Genomic DNA, 17,496 nt, shown 5'->3' with positions numbered 1-17,496 from the left:
GGTATTGAATCGAATAAATTTTTAGAAAAATAACTTTGGTATAGCGACAAAAGCAGGTTGCAAAATATAAGCTAAGCGTAAAAGTGATATTATGAAAAAATTGTGGTTCACTGCGAAAGAATTAGCAGGATTAGAAGGTCTTCCATCATCACCTCAGGGAATTAACTTGATGGCGAGAAGGGAAGGTTGGAAAAGTCGTCGTAAAAGAGGTGTTCAAGGGAAGGCCGTTGAATACTATATGGAAAGCTTGCCGAGTGAGATCCAAGGTCAGCTGTCACTTCATGAGCCATCGGCACCGTATCAAGTGCAACGTATTGATGCACTGCAAATTTGGTCTGAGGCTTATTACCAACTGACGGAAGATGAGCGCAAAATATTTGTGAAATATATTTTGCGTCACGGGTTATCATCGCTATTGGCAAAAATAGAGCCTGAACCAGAAGATGAATAACCATAAAAAAGGGTGAAATTGTTTTCACCCTTTTCAATATTGGTTTAGAGCTCTAACGGTGATTATGAATGGCGCTGAATAGCAACATGCGCTAAACCAATCAATGCTTCTTTATACACAGAGTCTTCAAGGGCATTTAAAGCATCAATGGCTTTTTGAGCTTCTTCCTGAGCGCGTTGGTAAGTGTATTCTAATGAGCCGCAGCGTTTCATTGTACCAAGGACAGTGTCTAATAGATGGCGACCATTTCCTTGCTCAATTGCTTGTCTAATTAGTGCTGACTCTTCTGCATTACCATGTTGCATTGCATGTAACAGTGGTAGTGTTGGTTTACCTTCATCGAGATCATCTCCAGTGTTTTTACCTAACTGGGTATTATCTGCATCATAATCTAGAAGATCGTCAACTAACTGGAATGCGGTCCCAATGTAGCGACCATAATCTTGCAGCGCTTTCTCTTGCTCAGGCGTGGCATTGGCTAAGATAGCGGACGCATGAGAAGCCGCTTCAAATAGACGCGCAGTTTTACTGTAGATCACTTGCATGTAGCTCTCTTCAGTAATATCAGGATCGTTGCAGTTCATTAATTGTAAAACTTCACCTTCAGCAATCACGTTGGTGGCTTCAGACATCAATTTTAAAACACGCATCGAATCAAGATCCGTCATCATTTGAAAGGATCGAGTATAAATAAAGTCACCTACTAATACGCTTGCCGCGTTACCAAATACAGCATTAGCTGTCTGTTTTCCACGACGCATATCTGATTCATCGACCACATCATCGTGTAATAAAGTGGCGGTATGGATGAATTCGATTAATGCAGCAACTTGAATATGCTTATGTTCAGAATAGCCTAGGGATCGTCCTGCGAGGATCGCGATCATTGGACGGATCCTTTTTCCGCCTCCGCTAACGATGTAATAACCTAATTGATTGATTAATGCTACGTCTGAGTTTAATTGGCTGAGGATCGCTTCATTTACTGCTGACATATCCTCGGCTGTCAGTTCAACGATAGATTCTAAATTCATTGTAATATATTCATATTATTAGTTTTTGGGGCATTCCCTAAGCCAAAAATGGGAAAACCGATATCACAGTAATAGCGTAAGCATAACACTATTAATAATAAGATTATCGGGTGAAATGCAAAAAATGTTTAAATAAGTAACAATTAAAGATATTCCTGAGAAATCAGCCGAAAAAAGATAGGGCTGATAAAAAAGTCGTATTTTTTGTAATCTAACTGCATTATAGGCTTGTGTTCTGCTGCTTTTTTGCGTAGAATTCGCGCCCTATTGTGAATATTTTATAGCGTGCTCTGGAATTGAAATATTTAGCGAGTACGCGGAAAGCGGAGTTAATATGTACGCGGTTTTCCAAAGTGGTGGTAAACAACACCGAGTTAGCGAAGGTCAAACTGTCCGCCTAGAAAAGCTGGACATCGCAACAGGTGAAACTGTTGAATTTGATCACGTTCTGATGGTTGCTAATGGCGATGAGATCCAAATCGGTGCTCCTATCGTTGAAGGCGTTAAAGTGAAAGCGGAAGTGGTTGCACACGGTCGTGGCGATAAAGTTAAAATCGTTAAGTTCCGTCGTCGTAAACACAGCCGTAAGCAGCAAGGTCACCGTCAGTGGTTCACTGATGTTAAGATCACTGTCATCGCTTAAGATTTAGGAGAGCAGATTAATGGCACACAAAAAGGCTGGTGGTTCGACTCGTAACGGTCGTGACTCAGAAGCAAAACGTTTAGGTGTTAAACGTTTTGGTGGTGAAGCTGTATTAGCAGGTAGCATCATCGTTCGTCAACGTGGTACTAAGTTCCACGCAGGTAACAACGTTGGTTGTGGCCGTGACCACACTCTGTTCGCATTAGCGGACGGTAAAGTTAAATTTGAAGTTAAAGGTCCTAACAATCGTAAATTTATCAGCATCGAAGCTGAATAAGTTTTCTGACTTTTAATTTTTGAATTAAAGCCCTGCAAAAACCTTTTGCGGGGCTTTTTATATTCAGAATATGCCATCTCTGGGTAATACCGCCATCAGGCACTATAATGGCCAGCAGACGGAGAAAGAATTATGAAATTTGTAGATGAAGCCAAAATTTTGGTCGTGGCAGGAGATGGTGGCAATGGTTGTGTCAGCTTCCGCCGTGAAAAATATATCCCGAAAGGTGGACCTGACGGTGGTGACGGTGGTGACGGTGGTGATGTCTATTTACAGGCAGACGAAAACCTCAACACACTGATTGACTACCGTTTTGAAAAATCATTTCGTGCAGAACGTGGTCAAAATGGTCAAAGCCGTGAGTGTACAGGTAAGCGTGGTGAAGACATCACGGTTAAAGTCCCTGTAGGAACGCGTGTACGCGATCTTGGCACTAATGAAGTACTCTGTGACATGACTCGTCACGATCAACGCCATATGGTCGCTAAAGGCGGCTTCCATGGGCTTGGTAATACTCGTTTTAAATCTTCTGTTAACCGTGCACCGCGTCAGCGTACCATGGGAACGAAAGGTGAAACGCGCGAAATCTTATTAGAGCTGATGTTACTTGCTGACGTCGGAATGCTGGGTATGCCGAATGCCGGTAAATCCACATTTATTCGTTCAGTATCAGCAGCGAAGCCAAAAGTTGCTGACTATCCATTTACAACCTTGGTTCCAAGCCTCGGCGTGGTACGTATGGATAACGAGCAGAGCTTTGTGGTTGCAGATATTCCAGGATTGATCGAAGGTGCTGCGGAAGGTGCAGGACTTGGGATCCAATTCCTGAAGCACTTAGAGCGTTGCCGCGTACTGCTGCATCTTATCGACATTTGCCCAATCGATGAATCTGATCCGGTGGAAAACGCCAAGATCATTGTGGGTGAGTTAGAAAAATACAGTGAAAAACTGGCTCAGAAACCACGCTGGTTAGTCTTCAACAAAGTGGATATCTTAGGTGAAGAAGAGTCTGCCAAACGTGCAGCTGAAATTGCTAAAGGTATGGGCTGGGAAGATAAGTATTATATGATTTCTGCTGTAAACCACGAAGGTGTGAAAGCACTGTGTTGGGATATCATGGAGTTCATGAATACTCAGCCGCGTGATATGGCCGTTGAAGATGAAAACAGCCAACCAGAGAAAGTTGAATTTATGTGGGATGATTACCACAAAGAGCAGCTATCTGGTGCAGATGATCTTGATGACGATTGGGATGATGATTGGGATGAAGATGACGACGAAGGCGTCGAATTTATCTACCAAAAATAATTATCTTTGAGTCATATAAAAAGGCACAACTTGCGAAGGTTGTGCCTTTTTTATTATGAAGATCTTAAAAGGATCCTCAGGGAGATCAGTTCTTTTGGTAAAGATCGCGATAGAGGCGGCTTTCAAAGCGAACTAAAGGTACACGGCGGCTATTATATTGGCTTTGTGGCACGGCATAAGCGGAAATGAACTGGACGAATGCCACTTTTTCACCGCTTGCGGTAGTAATAAAGCCTGCAAGGTTATAAACCCCTTGTAATGCACCAGTTTTCGCTGACACCTTGCCATTGACTCCAGCCTCATCTAAACCACCACGGTAGCGCAATGTTCCATCATGCCCAGCAAGTGGTAGCATCGAAATGTAATCCAGCTGCTGGTCATTTTTAGCTATAAATTGCAAAACTTGCATCATGGTCGCCGGCGTGATCAAATTGTGGCGAGATAAGCCAGAGCCATCCACCATCACGGTATTTCCTAAATCAATACCCGCTTTCTGCTTGAGGACTTGTCTTACTGCATCAGAGCCGGATCGCCAGGTACCCGGAACACCGTAATAATCACGACCAATCGTTCTAAATACTGTATCCGCTATCATGTTATCAGACTTTTTCAGCATGATTTTTAAGAGGTCATGTAGCGGTTTGGATTCAGTTTTGACGAGTACTTGGGATTGTGGCGTCTGCTGGGTGCGTTTTTTAACCGCGCCAGACAATTCAATGCCCGCGACCTGCAACTCATTTTTGACGATAGCACCGGAGTAGCTCGCCCCATTTTGCACTGCAAATGCGAGCGGTAATGGCTCACTACGCTGGGTTAAGCAGCCTGTTAATGTATAGCGATTCAATTCCCCAGGAACCACATCTAACTCGCAATAGCGAGCTTCTGGTGAGCCTTTAGCAAGAGTTTTGACTTCACTAAACATGTTTACAGGATAGAAGCTGGCTGTTTTGATATACGCCATTTCTCCTGCTTTATCTGAGGGATAAAGGGAAACAGAGAAACAGTTTCTATCAATGATGGCAGCGGCCGGTGGAGCACTGAAGCACTGAGTCATATCATTCCATACCCAGCCCGGTGCTTTATCATGACTCGCAAAAGCCGAAATATCGACAATGAGATCACCATCGACTTTATGAATACCAATCTGCTTTAACGCATTGACCATATTGCGGATTTGCTGACGTGTTAACGTAGGGTCACCACTAAAGCGAATCACCAAATCACCGGATAACGTATTGTTATTGAGCTTTCCGTTGGTCTCGAAGTTAGTGACGAAACGGTAGTCCGGACCTAGCTGTAATAATGCAGCGAGGGCGGTGACGACTTTCTGCGTACTGGCAGGCAGAGCCATTTGTTGAGCGTTATAATCAATAAGAGGGGTATTACTTCCTACTTTCTGCGCAACCAGAGCAAGGTTAGTGCCGTCAGGGAGATACTGCTTATAATCATCGATAGGGATGGCAGATGCTTGCGAAGTAATGAATGCAAGTCCTAAAGTGAAGATTAATTTTCTGGTTGATGTTAATAGCGACATATATTTCACGCATTAGGGTAGACATACTGCACATACTAAAGTGTAATGCCCAATAAAGTAAACGATGATCCGCTATTAACTCTCAGTTAAAATAGCGAACAGTATGATAAGATAAGGCACAAGTTGGTCTGATTGAGTTATTGACACCTTAAGTTTTTGAACACCCCCCTACATATCATGGTGTTCGGTGTACTGTTGTTACAAAATCAGGAAGATACTTATTTTTAGATAGGATTGAATTAGAGGTATTTATCAAATGAAACAGATTCCAATGACGGTATTTGGTGCTAACAAGCTAAGAGAAGAGCTCGAGTATCTGAAATCTGTCCGTCGTCCTGAAATTATTGCTTCTATTGCAGAAGCTCGTGAACATGGCGATTTAAAAGAAAACGCTGAATATCATGCGGCGCGTGAGCAACAAGGCTTTTGTGAAGGTCGTATTCAAGAAATTGAATCTAAACTTTCTCACTCTCAAGTGATTGACGTTACCAAAATGGTAAATAATGGCCGAGTGATCTTTGGTGCGACGGTTACCGTATTGAATTTGGATACTGATGAAGAGTTAACCTACCGCATCGTAGGTGATGATGAAGCTGATATTAAAGTGAACTTAATTTCAGTGAATTCACCAATTGCGCGTGGACTAGTGGGTAAAGAAGTTGATGATGTCGTAATGATTAAGACGCCGGGCGGGGATGTTGAGTTCGAAATTCTTAAAGTTGAGTATATCTGATTCCTATTTCCCTGAATTGGTTATATTATTTTACTGATTTAGAGAGAAAGGCCGCAGGCGGCCTTTTTCGTCATATAAAATATGCTTTCAATGGCATTTTTATATAAATGAGCAGTTATTATTTAGGTAAACTAATTTTGCGCTCAGCCGATGGACGGTAGAGAACGAGAATTTTACCGATAACTTGAACATTTGCTGCACCAGTTTCGCGAACAATCGCTTCAGCGATCAAATTTTTAGTTTCACGATCTTCGCCAGCGATTTTGACTTTGATAAGCTCATGATGTGTTAATGAGACTTCGATTTCAGCCAAAACACCCTCAGTTAAACCATTGTTGCCAATCATAACAACTGGGTTTAAGTGATGAGCGAGACTTTTTAGGTGTTGAACTTGTTTTTTGTTAAGATTCATCGATTTTTTGCTTGGTTAGTATTGAAAATGGCATATTCTACCGCCATCTGATCACTATCACCATCTATTAATCTTATTCGATGGTAAAGAAGCAGCTAATGATTACCCGAAAGTAATCCAGTGACAAGTAGGCAGCACGTTAACACTCTCCCGATAAACAGCGCTATTTATGTGACTTGGGTAGAAAAAATGAAGCTAACTCCCTGTAACTTGAAGAATGTCGGGAAATGTATTTCTATTAGTATAGTTGGAAAGTGCAATGGCCAATAAAAAACGTTCGGCAAGCTCCAGTCGTTGGTTGCAAGAACATTTTAGTGATAAATATGTTCAGCAAGCACAAAAGAAAGGGCTCCGCTCGCGTGCATGGTTTAAACTGGATGAAATCCAGCAAAGTGATAAGATTTTTAAACCAGGTATGACCGTTGTTGATTTAGGGGCTGCTCCTGGTGGGTGGTCGCAATATGTTGTCGGCCAAATCGGTCACAATGGTCGTATTATTGCTTGTGACCTATTACCAATGGACCCAATCGTCGGCGTGGATTTCCTCCAGGGGGATTTTCGTGACGAAGCTGTACTGGCTGCTTTGTTAGAGCGAGTTGGCGATAAAAAAGTACAAGTGGTTATGTCTGACATGGCCCCAAACATGAGCGGAACACCAGCAGTGGATATTCCCCGCTCTATGTATCTGGTTGAACTAGCATTGGATATGTGCCGTGCGGTATTGGCTCCTGGGGGAAGTTTTATCGTTAAAGTGTTTCAGGGAGAAGGCTTTGACGAATACCTTAGGGATATCCGCTCCCTGTTTACGAAGGTGAAAGTTCGTAAACCCGAATCTTCGCGGGCACGATCGCGTGAAGTATACATTGTAGCGACAGGACTAAAACTATAGTACCCTGAGCGTTATTTGTTAACACAGTTGTAAGGTGAGGTTAATCCCTTGAGTGACATGGCGAAAAACCTAATTCTCTGGTTAGTCATCGCAGTTGTTCTGATGTCCTTGTTCCAGAGTTTTGGCCCAAGCGATTCGAATAGTCGCAGAGTTGATTATTCAACGTTTATCAATGAGTTAGCCCAGGATCAGGTACGTGAAGTTCGTATCACAGGTCGTGAATTGAACGTCAGAAAAGCGGATAATAGCCGCTACACAACTTATCTGCCTATGCAGGATGAGAAGTTGTTAGACACCTTGTTAAACAAGAATGTTACTGTCGTCGGTGAACCACCAGAAGAACCTAGCTTACTGACATCTATTTTCATTTCCTGGTTCCCAATGCTGCTGTTGATTGGTGTCTGGATCTTCTTTATGCGCCAAATGCAAGGTGGTGGCGGTAAAGGGGCGATGTCATTCGGTAAAAGCAAAGCCCGTATGCTGACAGAAGATCAGATAAAAACAACATTTGCAGATGTTGCGGGTTGCGATGAAGCGAAAGAGGAAGTGGGGGAGATCGTAGACTTCCTACGTGAACCTGCTCGTTTCCAAAAACTCGGTGGTAAAATTCCTAAGGGTGTCTTGATGGTAGGACCGCCGGGTACAGGTAAAACATTACTGGCTAAAGCCATTGCTGGTGAAGCGAAAGTACCATTCTTTACCATTTCCGGTTCAGACTTCGTGGAAATGTTTGTGGGCGTGGGTGCTTCACGTGTTCGTGATATGTTCGAGCAAGCAAAAAAAGCGGCGCCTTGTATTATCTTTATCGATGAAATCGATGCTGTTGGTCGTCAACGTGGTGCCGGTTTAGGTGGTGGTCACGATGAACGTGAGCAGACACTGAACCAGATGCTGGTTGAGATGGATGGTTTCGAAGGTAATGAAGGTATTATCGTGATCGCGGCAACTAACCGTGCTGACGTTCTGGATCCTGCATTATTGCGTCCGGGTCGTTTTGACCGTCAAGTTGTGGTTGGTTTACCTGATGTTCGTGGTCGTGAGCAAATCTTAAAAGTTCATATGCGTCGTGTGCCTATCGACCCTGCGGTTGATACAACTATCTTGGCTCGTGCAACACCTGGTTTCTCCGGTGCTGAATTGGCTAACTTAGTGAACGAAGCTGCACTGTTTGCAGCGCGTGAAAATAAACGCGTTGTAACGATGGCTGAATTCGAAAGAGCGCGTGATAAAGTGTGGCTGGGTGCAGAGCATCGCTCACTGATGATGACCGAAGAGCAAAAAGAATCTACTGCTTATCATGAAGCTGGACACGCAATTGTTGGTTACTTAATGCCAGAGCATGACCCTGTTCATAAAGTGACTATTATTCCTCGCGGTCGTGCATTAGGTGTGACTTTCTACTTACCTGAAGGCGACCAAATCAGTGCAAGCCGTCAAAAATTAGAGGGTAATATCGCAAGTACATACGGCGGTCGTATTGCGGAAGAACTGATCTACGGTTATGACAAAATCTCAACCGGCGCATCAGGTGATATTCAGCAAGCAACTAGCACAGCGAGAAAAATGGTGACTCAGTGGGGCTTTTCTGACAAGTTAGGTCCAGTGTTATATTCTGAAGAAGAAGGCCCTGCATTCTTAGGTCGTTCAGGACATAGCTCGACTTACTCAGATGAAACTGCACGCATCATTGACGAAGAAATTAAAGCAATTATCGACCGTGGTTATGAGGTTGCACATAAAACCTTAACTGACAATATGGATATTCTGCATGCGATGAAAGATGCATTATTGAAATATGAAACTATCGATATGCCAATGATTGACGACCTGATGAACCGCCGTCCAGTACGTGCGCCAGCAGGCTGGGATGAGGATAAAAAAGTGAATAATGTGACAGGTTCATTTGGTGCAGCGACTAGCGCATCAAAACCTGAAGCAAAGCCAGCTGAAACTCAACCAGAAGAGCCAACTGAAAAATCTGATGAAAATAATTCATCCGATAACAACGATAGCAAGCCACAGTAAGCCATCGTGATAAGTTGAATAATTAAAAACCCCAGGTCACTGGGGTTTTTTACGTTAAGGAAAAATAATCATGCATATTAAAGCCCGAGGTCGCCTCCTTGACTTATCCACTCCTCAAGTGATGGGGATTTTGAATGTTACTCCTGATTCATTCTCAGATGGTGGCACTCATAATCGTTATCATGATGCTCTAGACCATGTTGCCAAAATGGTACAAGAAGGGGCAACAATTATCGATATTGGCGGCGAGTCAACTCGACCTGGTGCGGCTGAAGTTTCTGTCAGTGAAGAGCTCGACCGCGTTGTACCAGTAGTGGAAGCGATTGCAAAACGTTTTGATGTTTGGATCTCTGTAGACACTTCAAAAGCCCAAGTAATGGATGAGGCCGCGAAAGCTGGGATGCATATTATTAATGATATCCGCTCGTTACATGAAGAAGACTCCCTTGCAGTGGCTGCAAAACTAGGGTTGCCTGTTTGCATTATGCACATGCAAGGTCAACCAAGAACCATGCAAGATGCCCCCGATTATGTGGATGTAGTAAAAGAAGTTAAAGAGTATCTCGATCGTGAGATTGAGCGCTGTGTGAAGGCGGGAATTGATAAACAGCAAATAATCCTCGATCCAGGCTTTGGTTTTGGTAAGAACCTGTCGCATAATTACCAGTTACTAGCGCATTTAGATCAATTTCATGATTTCGGACTACCACTCTTGGCAGGGATGTCACGAAAATCTATGATTGGACAATTATTAAATGTTCCACCTCAAGAACGTCTAGCGGGTAGCTTAGCGTGTGCCACTATTGCGGCAATGCAAGGAGCGCAAATTATCCGAGTTCATGATGTGAAAGAGACAGTACAAGCAATGCAAGTCGTTCAGATGACTCTGTCAGAAAAGGAAAAATTAGCGTATGAGTAACCGTAAATATTTTGGTACTGATGGTATCCGTGGCAAAGTGGGCGATAGCCCAATTACACCTGATTTTGTTTTAAAATTAGGCTGGGCAGCGGGTAAAGTACTGGCTCGTCACGGCTCACGTAAAATTATCATTGGTAAAGATACGCGTATTTCTGGCTATATGCTGGAATCCTCATTAGAAGCTGGCTTAGCTGCAGCAGGGTTATCTGCTTCCTTCACGGGTCCAATGCCAACGCCAGCAGTGGCTTATTTAACTCGTACTTTCCGCGCTGAGGCTGGGATCGTCATTTCAGCTTCCCACAACCCTTACTATGATAATGGGATCAAATTCTTCTCTATCGACGGGACTAAACTGCCTGACGAAGTTGAAGAAGCCATTGAAGCGGAAATGGAAAAACCAATCACTTGCGTTGAATCTGCGGAGCTGGGTCGTGCGAACCGTATCGTCGATGCTGCAGGGCGCTACATTGAATTCTGTAAAGGGACATTCCCGAACGAGCAAAGCTTAAACAGCCTCAAAGTGGTTTTAGACTGTGCGAACGGCGCAACCTACCACATCGCACCTAACGTATTTAGCGAATTAGGCGCGCAAGTCATCACAATGGGCTGTGATCCTAATGGGATCAATATCAACGAAGAATGTGGTGCAACCGACGTTCGTAAGCTGCAAGAGCGTGTTCTGGCAGAAAAAGCGGATGTAGGTTTAGCATTTGATGGTGACGGTGACCGTATCATCATGGTCGATCATCAAGGTAATAAAGTCGATGGCGACCAAATTCTGTATATCATTGCTCGTGAAGCACTGCGTCAAGGTCAATTAAAAGGTGGCGTTGTGGGTACACTGATGAGCAATATGGGGTTAGAAATCGCGCTGAAACAGCTGGGTATTCCATTTGAACGTGCAAAAGTGGGCGACCGCTATGTTCTGGAAAAACTCCAAGAAAAAGGCTGGCGCATGGGGGCTGAAAACTCAGGTCATGTGATTTTATTAGATAAAACCACAACAGGCGACGGTATTGTTGCGGGTCTGCAAGTACTGAGTGCCATGGTGCGTAACCATATGAGCCTGCACGATTTATGCAGCGGTATGAAGCTTCTACCTCAAATTCTGGTCAATGTACGCTTTAAAGGCAAACATGATCCTCTGCAAAGTGATGCTGTCATTGCGGCAAATGAGCAAGTGGAAAAAGAGCTAGCCGGCAAAGGTCGCGTATTGCTGAGAAAATCAGGTACTGAACCGCTGATTCGTGTCATGGTTGAAGGTGAAAACGAAGAAACTGTCACCGAAATGGCGAACCGTATTGCTGATGCAGTTAAAGCGGCAGGTTAATGCCGTACATTCTCCCTTTAGCGGATAAAAATTAGCTGGAGGGAGGCGAATAACCGAGTTGAGCATTATTTCGATAGTTTGCTGTTTTTTTCTTCAAATAGTTAAATGAAATCAAAATAGACTTGCTTGTCGGCTCAGCTTTGGTTAGTATTCGCACCTGCTCAATTCTGTAATAATGTTTTGAGTAGGTGTGCAGTATAAGGGTCATAGCATAGGCTATGCGCCGTAACTGAATAGGTAACTCAAATGTATATAGCTCTTTTAGTTGTTTTCTTGCTCGCGGCTATCGGCCTAATTGGTCTGGTCATGTTACAGCAAGGTAAAGGTGCTGACATGGGTGCATCATTCGGTGCGGGCGCTTCTGCAACACTGTTTGGTTCATCGGGCTCAGGTAACTTCATGACCCGTATGACTGGAATCTTGGCTGCTGTGTTTTTCATCATCAGTTTAATTCTTGGCAACATGACTGCCAATAAATATGGAACTGGTGCAGGTAGTAAATGGGAAAACATTAGCGAACCGGCAAAAGTCGAGCAACCAACAGACGTTCCGGCAGCACCAGCGACACCAACGAGCGATATTCCTCGTTAAGTGTTCGGGATTCCGAATGACGACATTATGTCTTCATTAGCAGTAAAGTAGTAAGAAGTTAAAAATTTGAGGTTATTGATTGTGAAATTAGTAACCTCGCCTCAGTGCCGAGGTGGTGAAATTGGTATACACGCTACCTTGAGGTGGTAGTGCCTACAAAACGGGCGTACGGGTTCAAGTCCCGTCCTCGGCACCATTATTTTAGACGACTTGTGAACTCACAATAGTCAGTGTAAAATAGTCACGTTTCGAACGCGGGATGGAGCAGCATGGTAGCTCGTCGGGCTCATAACCCGAAGGTCGTTGGTTCAAATCCAGCTCCCGCAACCATTTCTCTTAGTCATACATATCTTGTCGCAACAATATCAGATATCGTTATCGTAATTTCTCATCGATTTATCTAGATTTTCAAGGTATACTAAGAGCACGGTAAACCCATGTACTATGGGTCCAGTTACAAAAGCCCCGAATTTCGGGGTTTTTTGTTATTTGACAATCGAATTAACTGGGCTTTATGCCCTTTTTTTATGTCTGGGGGTGGGCTTGTCCACATTAGAGCAAAAATTAACAGAGATGGTTTCTGCACCAGTGGAAGCACTAGGCTTTGAATTTGTCGGCTTAGAATTTGTTCGCGGGCGCACGTCGACACTGCGTATTTTCATTGATAGTGAAGAAGGCATCACTGTTGATGACTGTGCTGATGTCAGCCATCAAGTAAGTGCAGTATTGGATGTCGAAGATCCAATTTCTGTGATTTATAACCTTGAAATATCGTCACCGGGTATGGAACGTCCACTGTTCACCATTGCTCATTATGAGCGTTTTATGGGTGAAGAAGTGGCTCTGTCACTGCGTATCGCGATGCAGAACCGTCGTAGATGGCAAGGCATTATCAAAGCCGTTGATGGTGAAATGATTACGGTTACTGTAGATGGTAAGGATGAGGTGTTCGCCCTCGGCAACATCCAGAAAGCTAACTTGGTACCACACTTTTAATTAAGTTCAATGAGGCAACTAGGATGAACAAAGAAATTCTGGCTGTTGTTGAAGCGGTTTCTAACGAAAAATCCCTCCCTCGTGAAAAAATCTTCGAGGCTCTGGAAACTGCGCTGGCGACAGCAACTAAAAAGAAATATGAGCAAGAGATTGATGTTCGCGTAGAAATTGACCGTAAATCCGGTGATTTTGATACTTTCCGTCGTTGGGTGATTGTCGAAGAAGTCACAATGCCAACCCGTGAAATTACACTGGAAGCTGCACAATTCGAAGATCCTGAATTGCAGTTAGGCGAATACGTTGAAGACCAAATCGAATCTGTTGTATTTGACCGTATTACCACGCAAACCGCGAAGCAAGTTATCGTACAAAAAGTACGTGAAGCTGAGCGTGCGATGGTGGTTGACCAATTCCGTGAGCAACAAGGTGAAATCATCACTGCTCAGGTTAAAAAAGTTAACCGTGAAAACATTACCTTAGATTTAGGTAATAACGCAGAAGCTGTGATCCTGCGCGAAGATATGCTACCACGTGAAAACTTCCGTCCAGGTGACCGTATTCGCGGCGTCCTGTATGATGTTCGTCCTGAAGCGCGCGGCGCACAGCTTTTTGTGACTCGTTCTCGTCCAGAGATGCTGGTTGAATTATTCCGCATCGAAGTACCAGAAATTGGCGAAGAGATCATCGAGATCAAAGCAGCAGCTCGCGATCCAGGTTCTCGTGCAAAAATCGCAGTAAAAACTAACGACAAACGTATCGACCCAGTTGGTGCTTGCGTTGGTATGCGCGGTGCTCGTGTTCAAGCTGTCTCTAGTGAGTTAGGCGGCGAGAGAATCGACATTGTGTTATGGGATGATAACCCAGCGCAATTCGTTATTAATGCTATGGCTCCGGCTGATGTGGCATCTATTGTGGTTGATGAAGACAACTGTACGATGGATGTTGCCGTTGAAAGCAGCAACTTAGCGCAAGCAATTGGACGTAATGGACAAAACGTTCGCTTAGCGGCTCAGTTACTGAAAATCCATCGTGGTGATGACAAGTGGGAACTGAATGTCATGACTGCGGAAGAGCTGAATGCAAAACATCAGGCAGAAGCACACGCTTCTATTGAAACATTCACTAAGCATCTAGATATTGATGAAGAGTTTGCTACAACACTTGTTGAAGAAGGCTTCTCGACATTAGAAGAACTGGCTTACGTGCCTATTAAAGAACTTCTGGAAATTGACGGTCTTGATGAAGAAACCGTTGAAGTTCTACGTGAAAGAGCAAAAGCTGCCCTCACCACAATTGAACTAGCTCAAAAAGAGAGCTTGGGTGATAATCAGCCAGCAGAAGATTTGTTGAATCTTGATGGTATGGATCGTACTCTGGCCTATAATTTGGCTACTCACGGTATCTGTACACTGGAAGATCTTGCTGAGCAGGGCATCGACGACCTGATTGATATCGAAGGTCTGAATAATGAGAAAGCAGGCGAACTCATTATGGCAGCACGTAATATTTGCTGGTTCGGAAACGATGCGTAAACACTGTAGCAGGAAGGAACGGCATGACAGAAACTGTAAAATCACTGGCAACGGAAATTCAAACCACAGTTGAGCGCCTGGTACAGCAATTTGCTGAAGCAGGGATCACGAAAGGTACGAATGACTCTGTTAGCCAGACTGAGAAAGAAACTTTACTGAACCACTTAAACCGTGAACAAGGCGGAGCAGCGGGGCAGCCAAGTAAGTTAACATTACAGCGTAAAACTCGTAGTACGCTGAGTGTTCCAGTCACCGGTGGCAAAAGCAAATCGGTAAATGTTGAAGTCCGCAAAAAACGCACTTATGTGAACCGCGACGCTGAAGAAGCGCAAGCGGAAGAGCAGGCGCAGCGTGAAGCGGAAGAGCAAGCACAGCGCGAAGCTGAGGAACTGGCAAAACGTGAAGCAGAAGCGAAACGTGCAGCAGAAGATGCTGCAAAACGTGACGCGGAAGCTAACGCAAAACGTGAAGCCGAAGAGAAAGCAAAACGTGAAGCAGCTGATAAAGCTACGCGCGAAGTAGCGGAAAGAGAAAAAGTGAAACAAAGCGAAAATCAAAAACCAAGCAAAGCGGCAACCGAAAGTAACGCTGACAAACAGCGTCTTGAAGCCGAAGCTGCTGAACTGAAACGCAAAGCGGAAGAAGAAACTCAACGTAAAGTTGAAGCTGATGCGCGCCGTGTTGCTGAAGAAGCCCGTAAAATGGCTGAAGAAAAAGGCGAAGACTGGAACTCAGATAGCAAATCTGAAGATGACAGCGATTATCACACAACAACATCTACCCACGCACGTGCGGCGGAAGATGAAAGTGATGAGAAAGAAGAAGGTCGTCGTTCTCGTAACCGTTCTGCTAAAGCACCTCGTCAAAAGAAAGGCAACAAACTTTCTGAAAAAGCGGATCGCGAAGAAGAACGCGCTGCTGGTCGCTCAGGTCGCACTAAAGGTAAGCAACGTAAAGGCAGCTCTTTACAACAAAGCTTCACCAAACCAGTTGCAGCGGTAAACCGTGACGTTATTATCGGCGAAACTATCACTGTTGGCGAATTAGCTAACAAGATGGCAGTTAAAGGCTCCCAAGTCATCAAAACGATGATGAAAATGGGTGCAATGGCAACCATCAACCAAGTGATTGACCAAGAAACTGCACAATTAGTTGCAGAAGAAATGGGTCATAAAGTTATTCTGCGTCGTGAGAATGAGTTAGAAGAATCGGTAATGAACGACCGTGACACTGGCTCAGCAGTTAAAGAAGCTCGCGCGCCAGTTGTTACCATCATGGGTCACGTTGACCACGGTAAAACCTCTTTACTGGACTACATTCGTTCAACGAAAGTAGCATCTGGCGAAGCAGGTGGTATTACTCAGCACATCGGTGCATACCACGTTCAAACTGACAAAGGTATGATCACCTTCTTAGACACCCCAGGTCACGCCGCGTTTACATCAATGCGTGCTCGTGGTGCTCAGGCGACGGATATCGTTGTTCTGGTTGTTGCTGCGGATGATGGTGTTATGCCACAAACAATCGAAGCTATCCAGCATGCGAAAGCAGCAGGTGTGCCAATCGTTGTTGCGGTCAACAAAATGGATAAACCAGAAGCTGACCCAGATCGCGTCAGAAATGAGCTGTCTCAGTACGGCGTTATTTCTGAAGAGTGGGGCGGTGACACTCAGTTTATCGGTGTGTCTGCGAAAGTGGGTACCGGTATCGATGAACTGTTAGATGCTATCTTGCTGCAAGCTGAAGTTTTAGAACTGAAAGCGGTATATGCAGGCATGGCAAGCGGTGTGGTTGTTGAATCTTACCTAGACAAAGGTCGTGGCCCAGTGGCAACTATCTTAGTTCAAGAAGGTACATTGAACAAAGGCGACATCGTACTGTGTGGATTTGAATATGGCCGTATTCGTGCAATGCGCAACGAATTAGGTAAAGAAGTTCTGTCTGCTGGCCCTTCAATGCCAGTTGAGATCCTGGGTCTGTCCAGCGTTCCTTCAGCGGGTGATGAAGCGACAGTTGTTCGTGATGAGAAAAAAGCACGTGAAGTTGCCCTGTATCGTCAAGGTAAATTCCGTGATGTGAAATTAGCTCGTCAGCAGAAATCTAAACTGGAAAACATGTTTGCTAACATGGAAGAAGGTAAAGTTTCTGAACTGAATATCGTACTGAAAACTGACGTTCAAGGTACCTGTGAAGCTATCACTGACTCTCTGATGAAACTGTCAACTGATGAAGTTAAAATCAAAATCATCGGTTCTGGCGTGGGTGGTATCACTGAAACTGATGCAACTCTGGCTGCAGCTTCTAATGCGATCATTCTTGGCTTTAACGTCCGTGCCGATGCATCTGCTCGTCGCGTCGTTGAAAGCGAAAGCGTTGATTTACGTTACTACTCCGTCATCTATAGCCTGATTGATGAAATCAAACAAGCGATGAGCGGTATGTTGGCACCTGAATACAAACAGCAAATCATGGGTCTTGCAGAAGTCCGTGATGTGTTCAAATCACCGAAATTCGGTGCAGTTGCTGGTTGTATGGTTACTGAAGGTACCATCAAGCGTAATAACCCAATCCGCGTTCTGCGTGATAACGTGGTTATCTACGAAGGTGAGCTGGAATCACTGCGTCGCTTTAAAGATGACGTTAGCGAAGTTCGTAACGGTATGGAATGTGGTATCGGTGTTAAGAACTACAACGATGTCCGTGTCGGCGATATGATCGAAGTCTTTGAAGTTATCGAAGTTAAACGTTCAATCGACGGTTAATTTTGTGAGTACCCACGGAGTATCGTGGTGACAAAATAGTATTAATGAGGGGGCTATTGC

16 protein-coding genes and 2 tRNA genes are annotated in these 17,496 nt (G+C 44.3%); 15 read left to right on the top strand and 3 right to left on the bottom strand.

Going from position 1 to position 17,496, the window contains the following annotated elements:
* Window positions 1–91 precede the first annotated feature (91 nt).
* Entirely contained in the window at window positions 92–451 is a 360-nt protein-coding gene (locus tag M5X66_RS16395) for a DNA-binding protein (RefSeq protein ID WP_036949025.1), read from the top strand.
* Window positions 452–513: 62 nt separating this feature from the next.
* Here M5X66_RS16395 and ispB read toward each other — a convergent pair whose 3' ends face one another.
* Window positions 514–1,485: an octaprenyl diphosphate synthase gene (gene ispB, locus M5X66_RS16390; RefSeq protein ID WP_036949027.1), complete on the bottom strand. Its 972-nt coding sequence runs from the start codon at window positions 1,483–1,485 to the stop codon at window positions 514–516.
* A gap of 334 nt (window positions 1,486–1,819) precedes the next feature.
* On the opposite strand from ispB, the gene rplU reads away from it, so the two are divergent.
* The 3 genes from rplU to cgtA all read left to right on the top strand — a co-directional run bounded on the left by rplU (window position 1,820) and on the right by cgtA (window position 3,713).
* Entirely contained in the window at window positions 1,820–2,128 is a 309-nt protein-coding gene (rplU, locus tag M5X66_RS16385; protein WP_006658010.1) for a 50S ribosomal protein L21, read from the top strand.
* A gap of 19 nt (window positions 2,129–2,147) precedes the next feature.
* Window positions 2,148–2,405, top strand: coding sequence for a 50S ribosomal protein L27 (gene rpmA, locus M5X66_RS16380; RefSeq protein WP_004905922.1), 258 nt, complete (start codon window positions 2,148–2,150; stop codon window positions 2,403–2,405).
* A 132-nt stretch (window positions 2,406–2,537) separates the two neighbouring features.
* Window positions 2,538–3,713, top strand: coding sequence for an Obg family GTPase CgtA (gene cgtA / locus M5X66_RS16375; protein ID WP_036949030.1), 1,176 nt, complete (start codon window positions 2,538–2,540; stop codon window positions 3,711–3,713).
* 85 nt (window positions 3,714–3,798) lie between these two features.
* On the opposite strand, the gene dacB is transcribed toward cgtA, so the two are convergent.
* A complete protein-coding gene (gene dacB / locus M5X66_RS16370) occupies window positions 3,799–5,247 on the bottom strand; it encodes a serine-type D-Ala-D-Ala carboxypeptidase (protein WP_036949033.1) in 1,449 nt (482 codons plus the stop codon).
* A 256-nt stretch (window positions 5,248–5,503) separates the two neighbouring features.
* Between dacB and greA the strand changes: the two genes are divergently transcribed.
* Window positions 5,504–5,980, top strand: a complete 477-nt coding sequence (gene greA, locus M5X66_RS16365) for a transcription elongation factor GreA (protein WP_154610024.1) — start codon at window positions 5,504–5,506, stop codon at window positions 5,978–5,980.
* A gap of 118 nt (window positions 5,981–6,098) precedes the next feature.
* Here greA and yhbY read toward each other — a convergent pair whose 3' ends face one another.
* Window positions 6,099–6,392 carry a ribosome assembly RNA-binding protein YhbY gene (gene yhbY / locus M5X66_RS16360; protein WP_036949037.1) on the bottom strand — a complete coding sequence of 98 codons (294 nt, stop codon included), beginning with the start codon at window positions 6,390–6,392 and terminating at the stop codon, window positions 6,099–6,101.
* A gap of 259 nt (window positions 6,393–6,651) precedes the next feature.
* Here yhbY and rlmE point away from each other — a divergent pair, with 259 nt between their 5' ends.
* From rlmE to infB, 10 genes are all read left to right on the top strand, one after another.
* Window positions 6,652–7,281 carry a 23S rRNA (uridine(2552)-2'-O)-methyltransferase RlmE gene (gene rlmE / locus M5X66_RS16355; RefSeq protein ID WP_036949039.1) on the top strand — a complete coding sequence of 210 codons (630 nt, stop codon included), beginning with the start codon at window positions 6,652–6,654 and terminating at the stop codon, window positions 7,279–7,281.
* A gap of 57 nt (window positions 7,282–7,338) precedes the next feature.
* Complete coding sequence (gene ftsH, locus M5X66_RS16350; RefSeq protein WP_036949042.1) at window positions 7,339–9,306, top strand: ATP-dependent zinc metalloprotease FtsH; 1,968 nt, start codon at window positions 7,339–7,341, stop codon at window positions 9,304–9,306.
* Window positions 9,307–9,376: 70 nt separating this feature from the next.
* A complete protein-coding gene (gene folP, locus M5X66_RS16345; RefSeq protein ID WP_036949044.1) occupies window positions 9,377–10,225 on the top strand; it encodes a dihydropteroate synthase in 849 nt (282 codons plus the stop codon).
* Window positions 10,218–11,555 (top strand): phosphoglucosamine mutase, encoded by a 1,338-nt coding sequence (gene glmM, locus M5X66_RS16340; RefSeq protein ID WP_036949046.1) that lies wholly within the window; start codon window positions 10,218–10,220, stop codon window positions 11,553–11,555. Before folP ends, glmM begins: the two co-directional genes overlap by 8 nt.
* Window positions 11,556–11,801: 246 nt before the next feature.
* On the top strand, window positions 11,802–12,146 hold the full coding sequence (secG, locus tag M5X66_RS16335) for a preprotein translocase subunit SecG (protein ID WP_036949048.1): 345 nt from the start codon (window positions 11,802–11,804) through the stop codon (window positions 12,144–12,146).
* A 106-nt stretch (window positions 12,147–12,252) separates the two neighbouring features.
* Window positions 12,253–12,342: transfer RNA gene (locus tag M5X66_RS16330), tRNA-Leu, on the top strand.
* A gap of 57 nt (window positions 12,343–12,399) precedes the next feature.
* Window positions 12,400–12,476: transfer RNA gene (locus tag M5X66_RS16325), tRNA-Met, on the top strand.
* Between the two features lie 213 nt (window positions 12,477–12,689).
* Window positions 12,690–13,142 carry a ribosome maturation factor RimP gene (rimP, locus tag M5X66_RS16320; RefSeq protein WP_006662411.1) on the top strand — a complete coding sequence of 151 codons (453 nt, stop codon included), beginning with the start codon at window positions 12,690–12,692 and terminating at the stop codon, window positions 13,140–13,142.
* A gap of 23 nt (window positions 13,143–13,165) precedes the next feature.
* A complete protein-coding gene (gene nusA / locus M5X66_RS16315) occupies window positions 13,166–14,674 on the top strand; it encodes a transcription termination factor NusA (protein WP_036949051.1) in 1,509 nt (502 codons plus the stop codon).
* A gap of 23 nt (window positions 14,675–14,697) precedes the next feature.
* A complete protein-coding gene (gene infB / locus M5X66_RS16310) occupies window positions 14,698–17,436 on the top strand; it encodes a translation initiation factor IF-2 (RefSeq protein ID WP_154610026.1) in 2,739 nt (912 codons plus the stop codon).
* The last annotated feature ends 60 nt before the right edge of the window (window positions 17,437–17,496 follow it).

Source organism: Providencia sp. PROV188 (assembly GCF_027595165.1).
In the GTDB taxonomy this organism is placed as follows: Bacteria; Pseudomonadota; Gammaproteobacteria; order Enterobacterales; family Enterobacteriaceae; genus Providencia; species Providencia lanzhouensis.
This window is presented reverse-complemented; position numbering and strand designations above follow the sequence as displayed.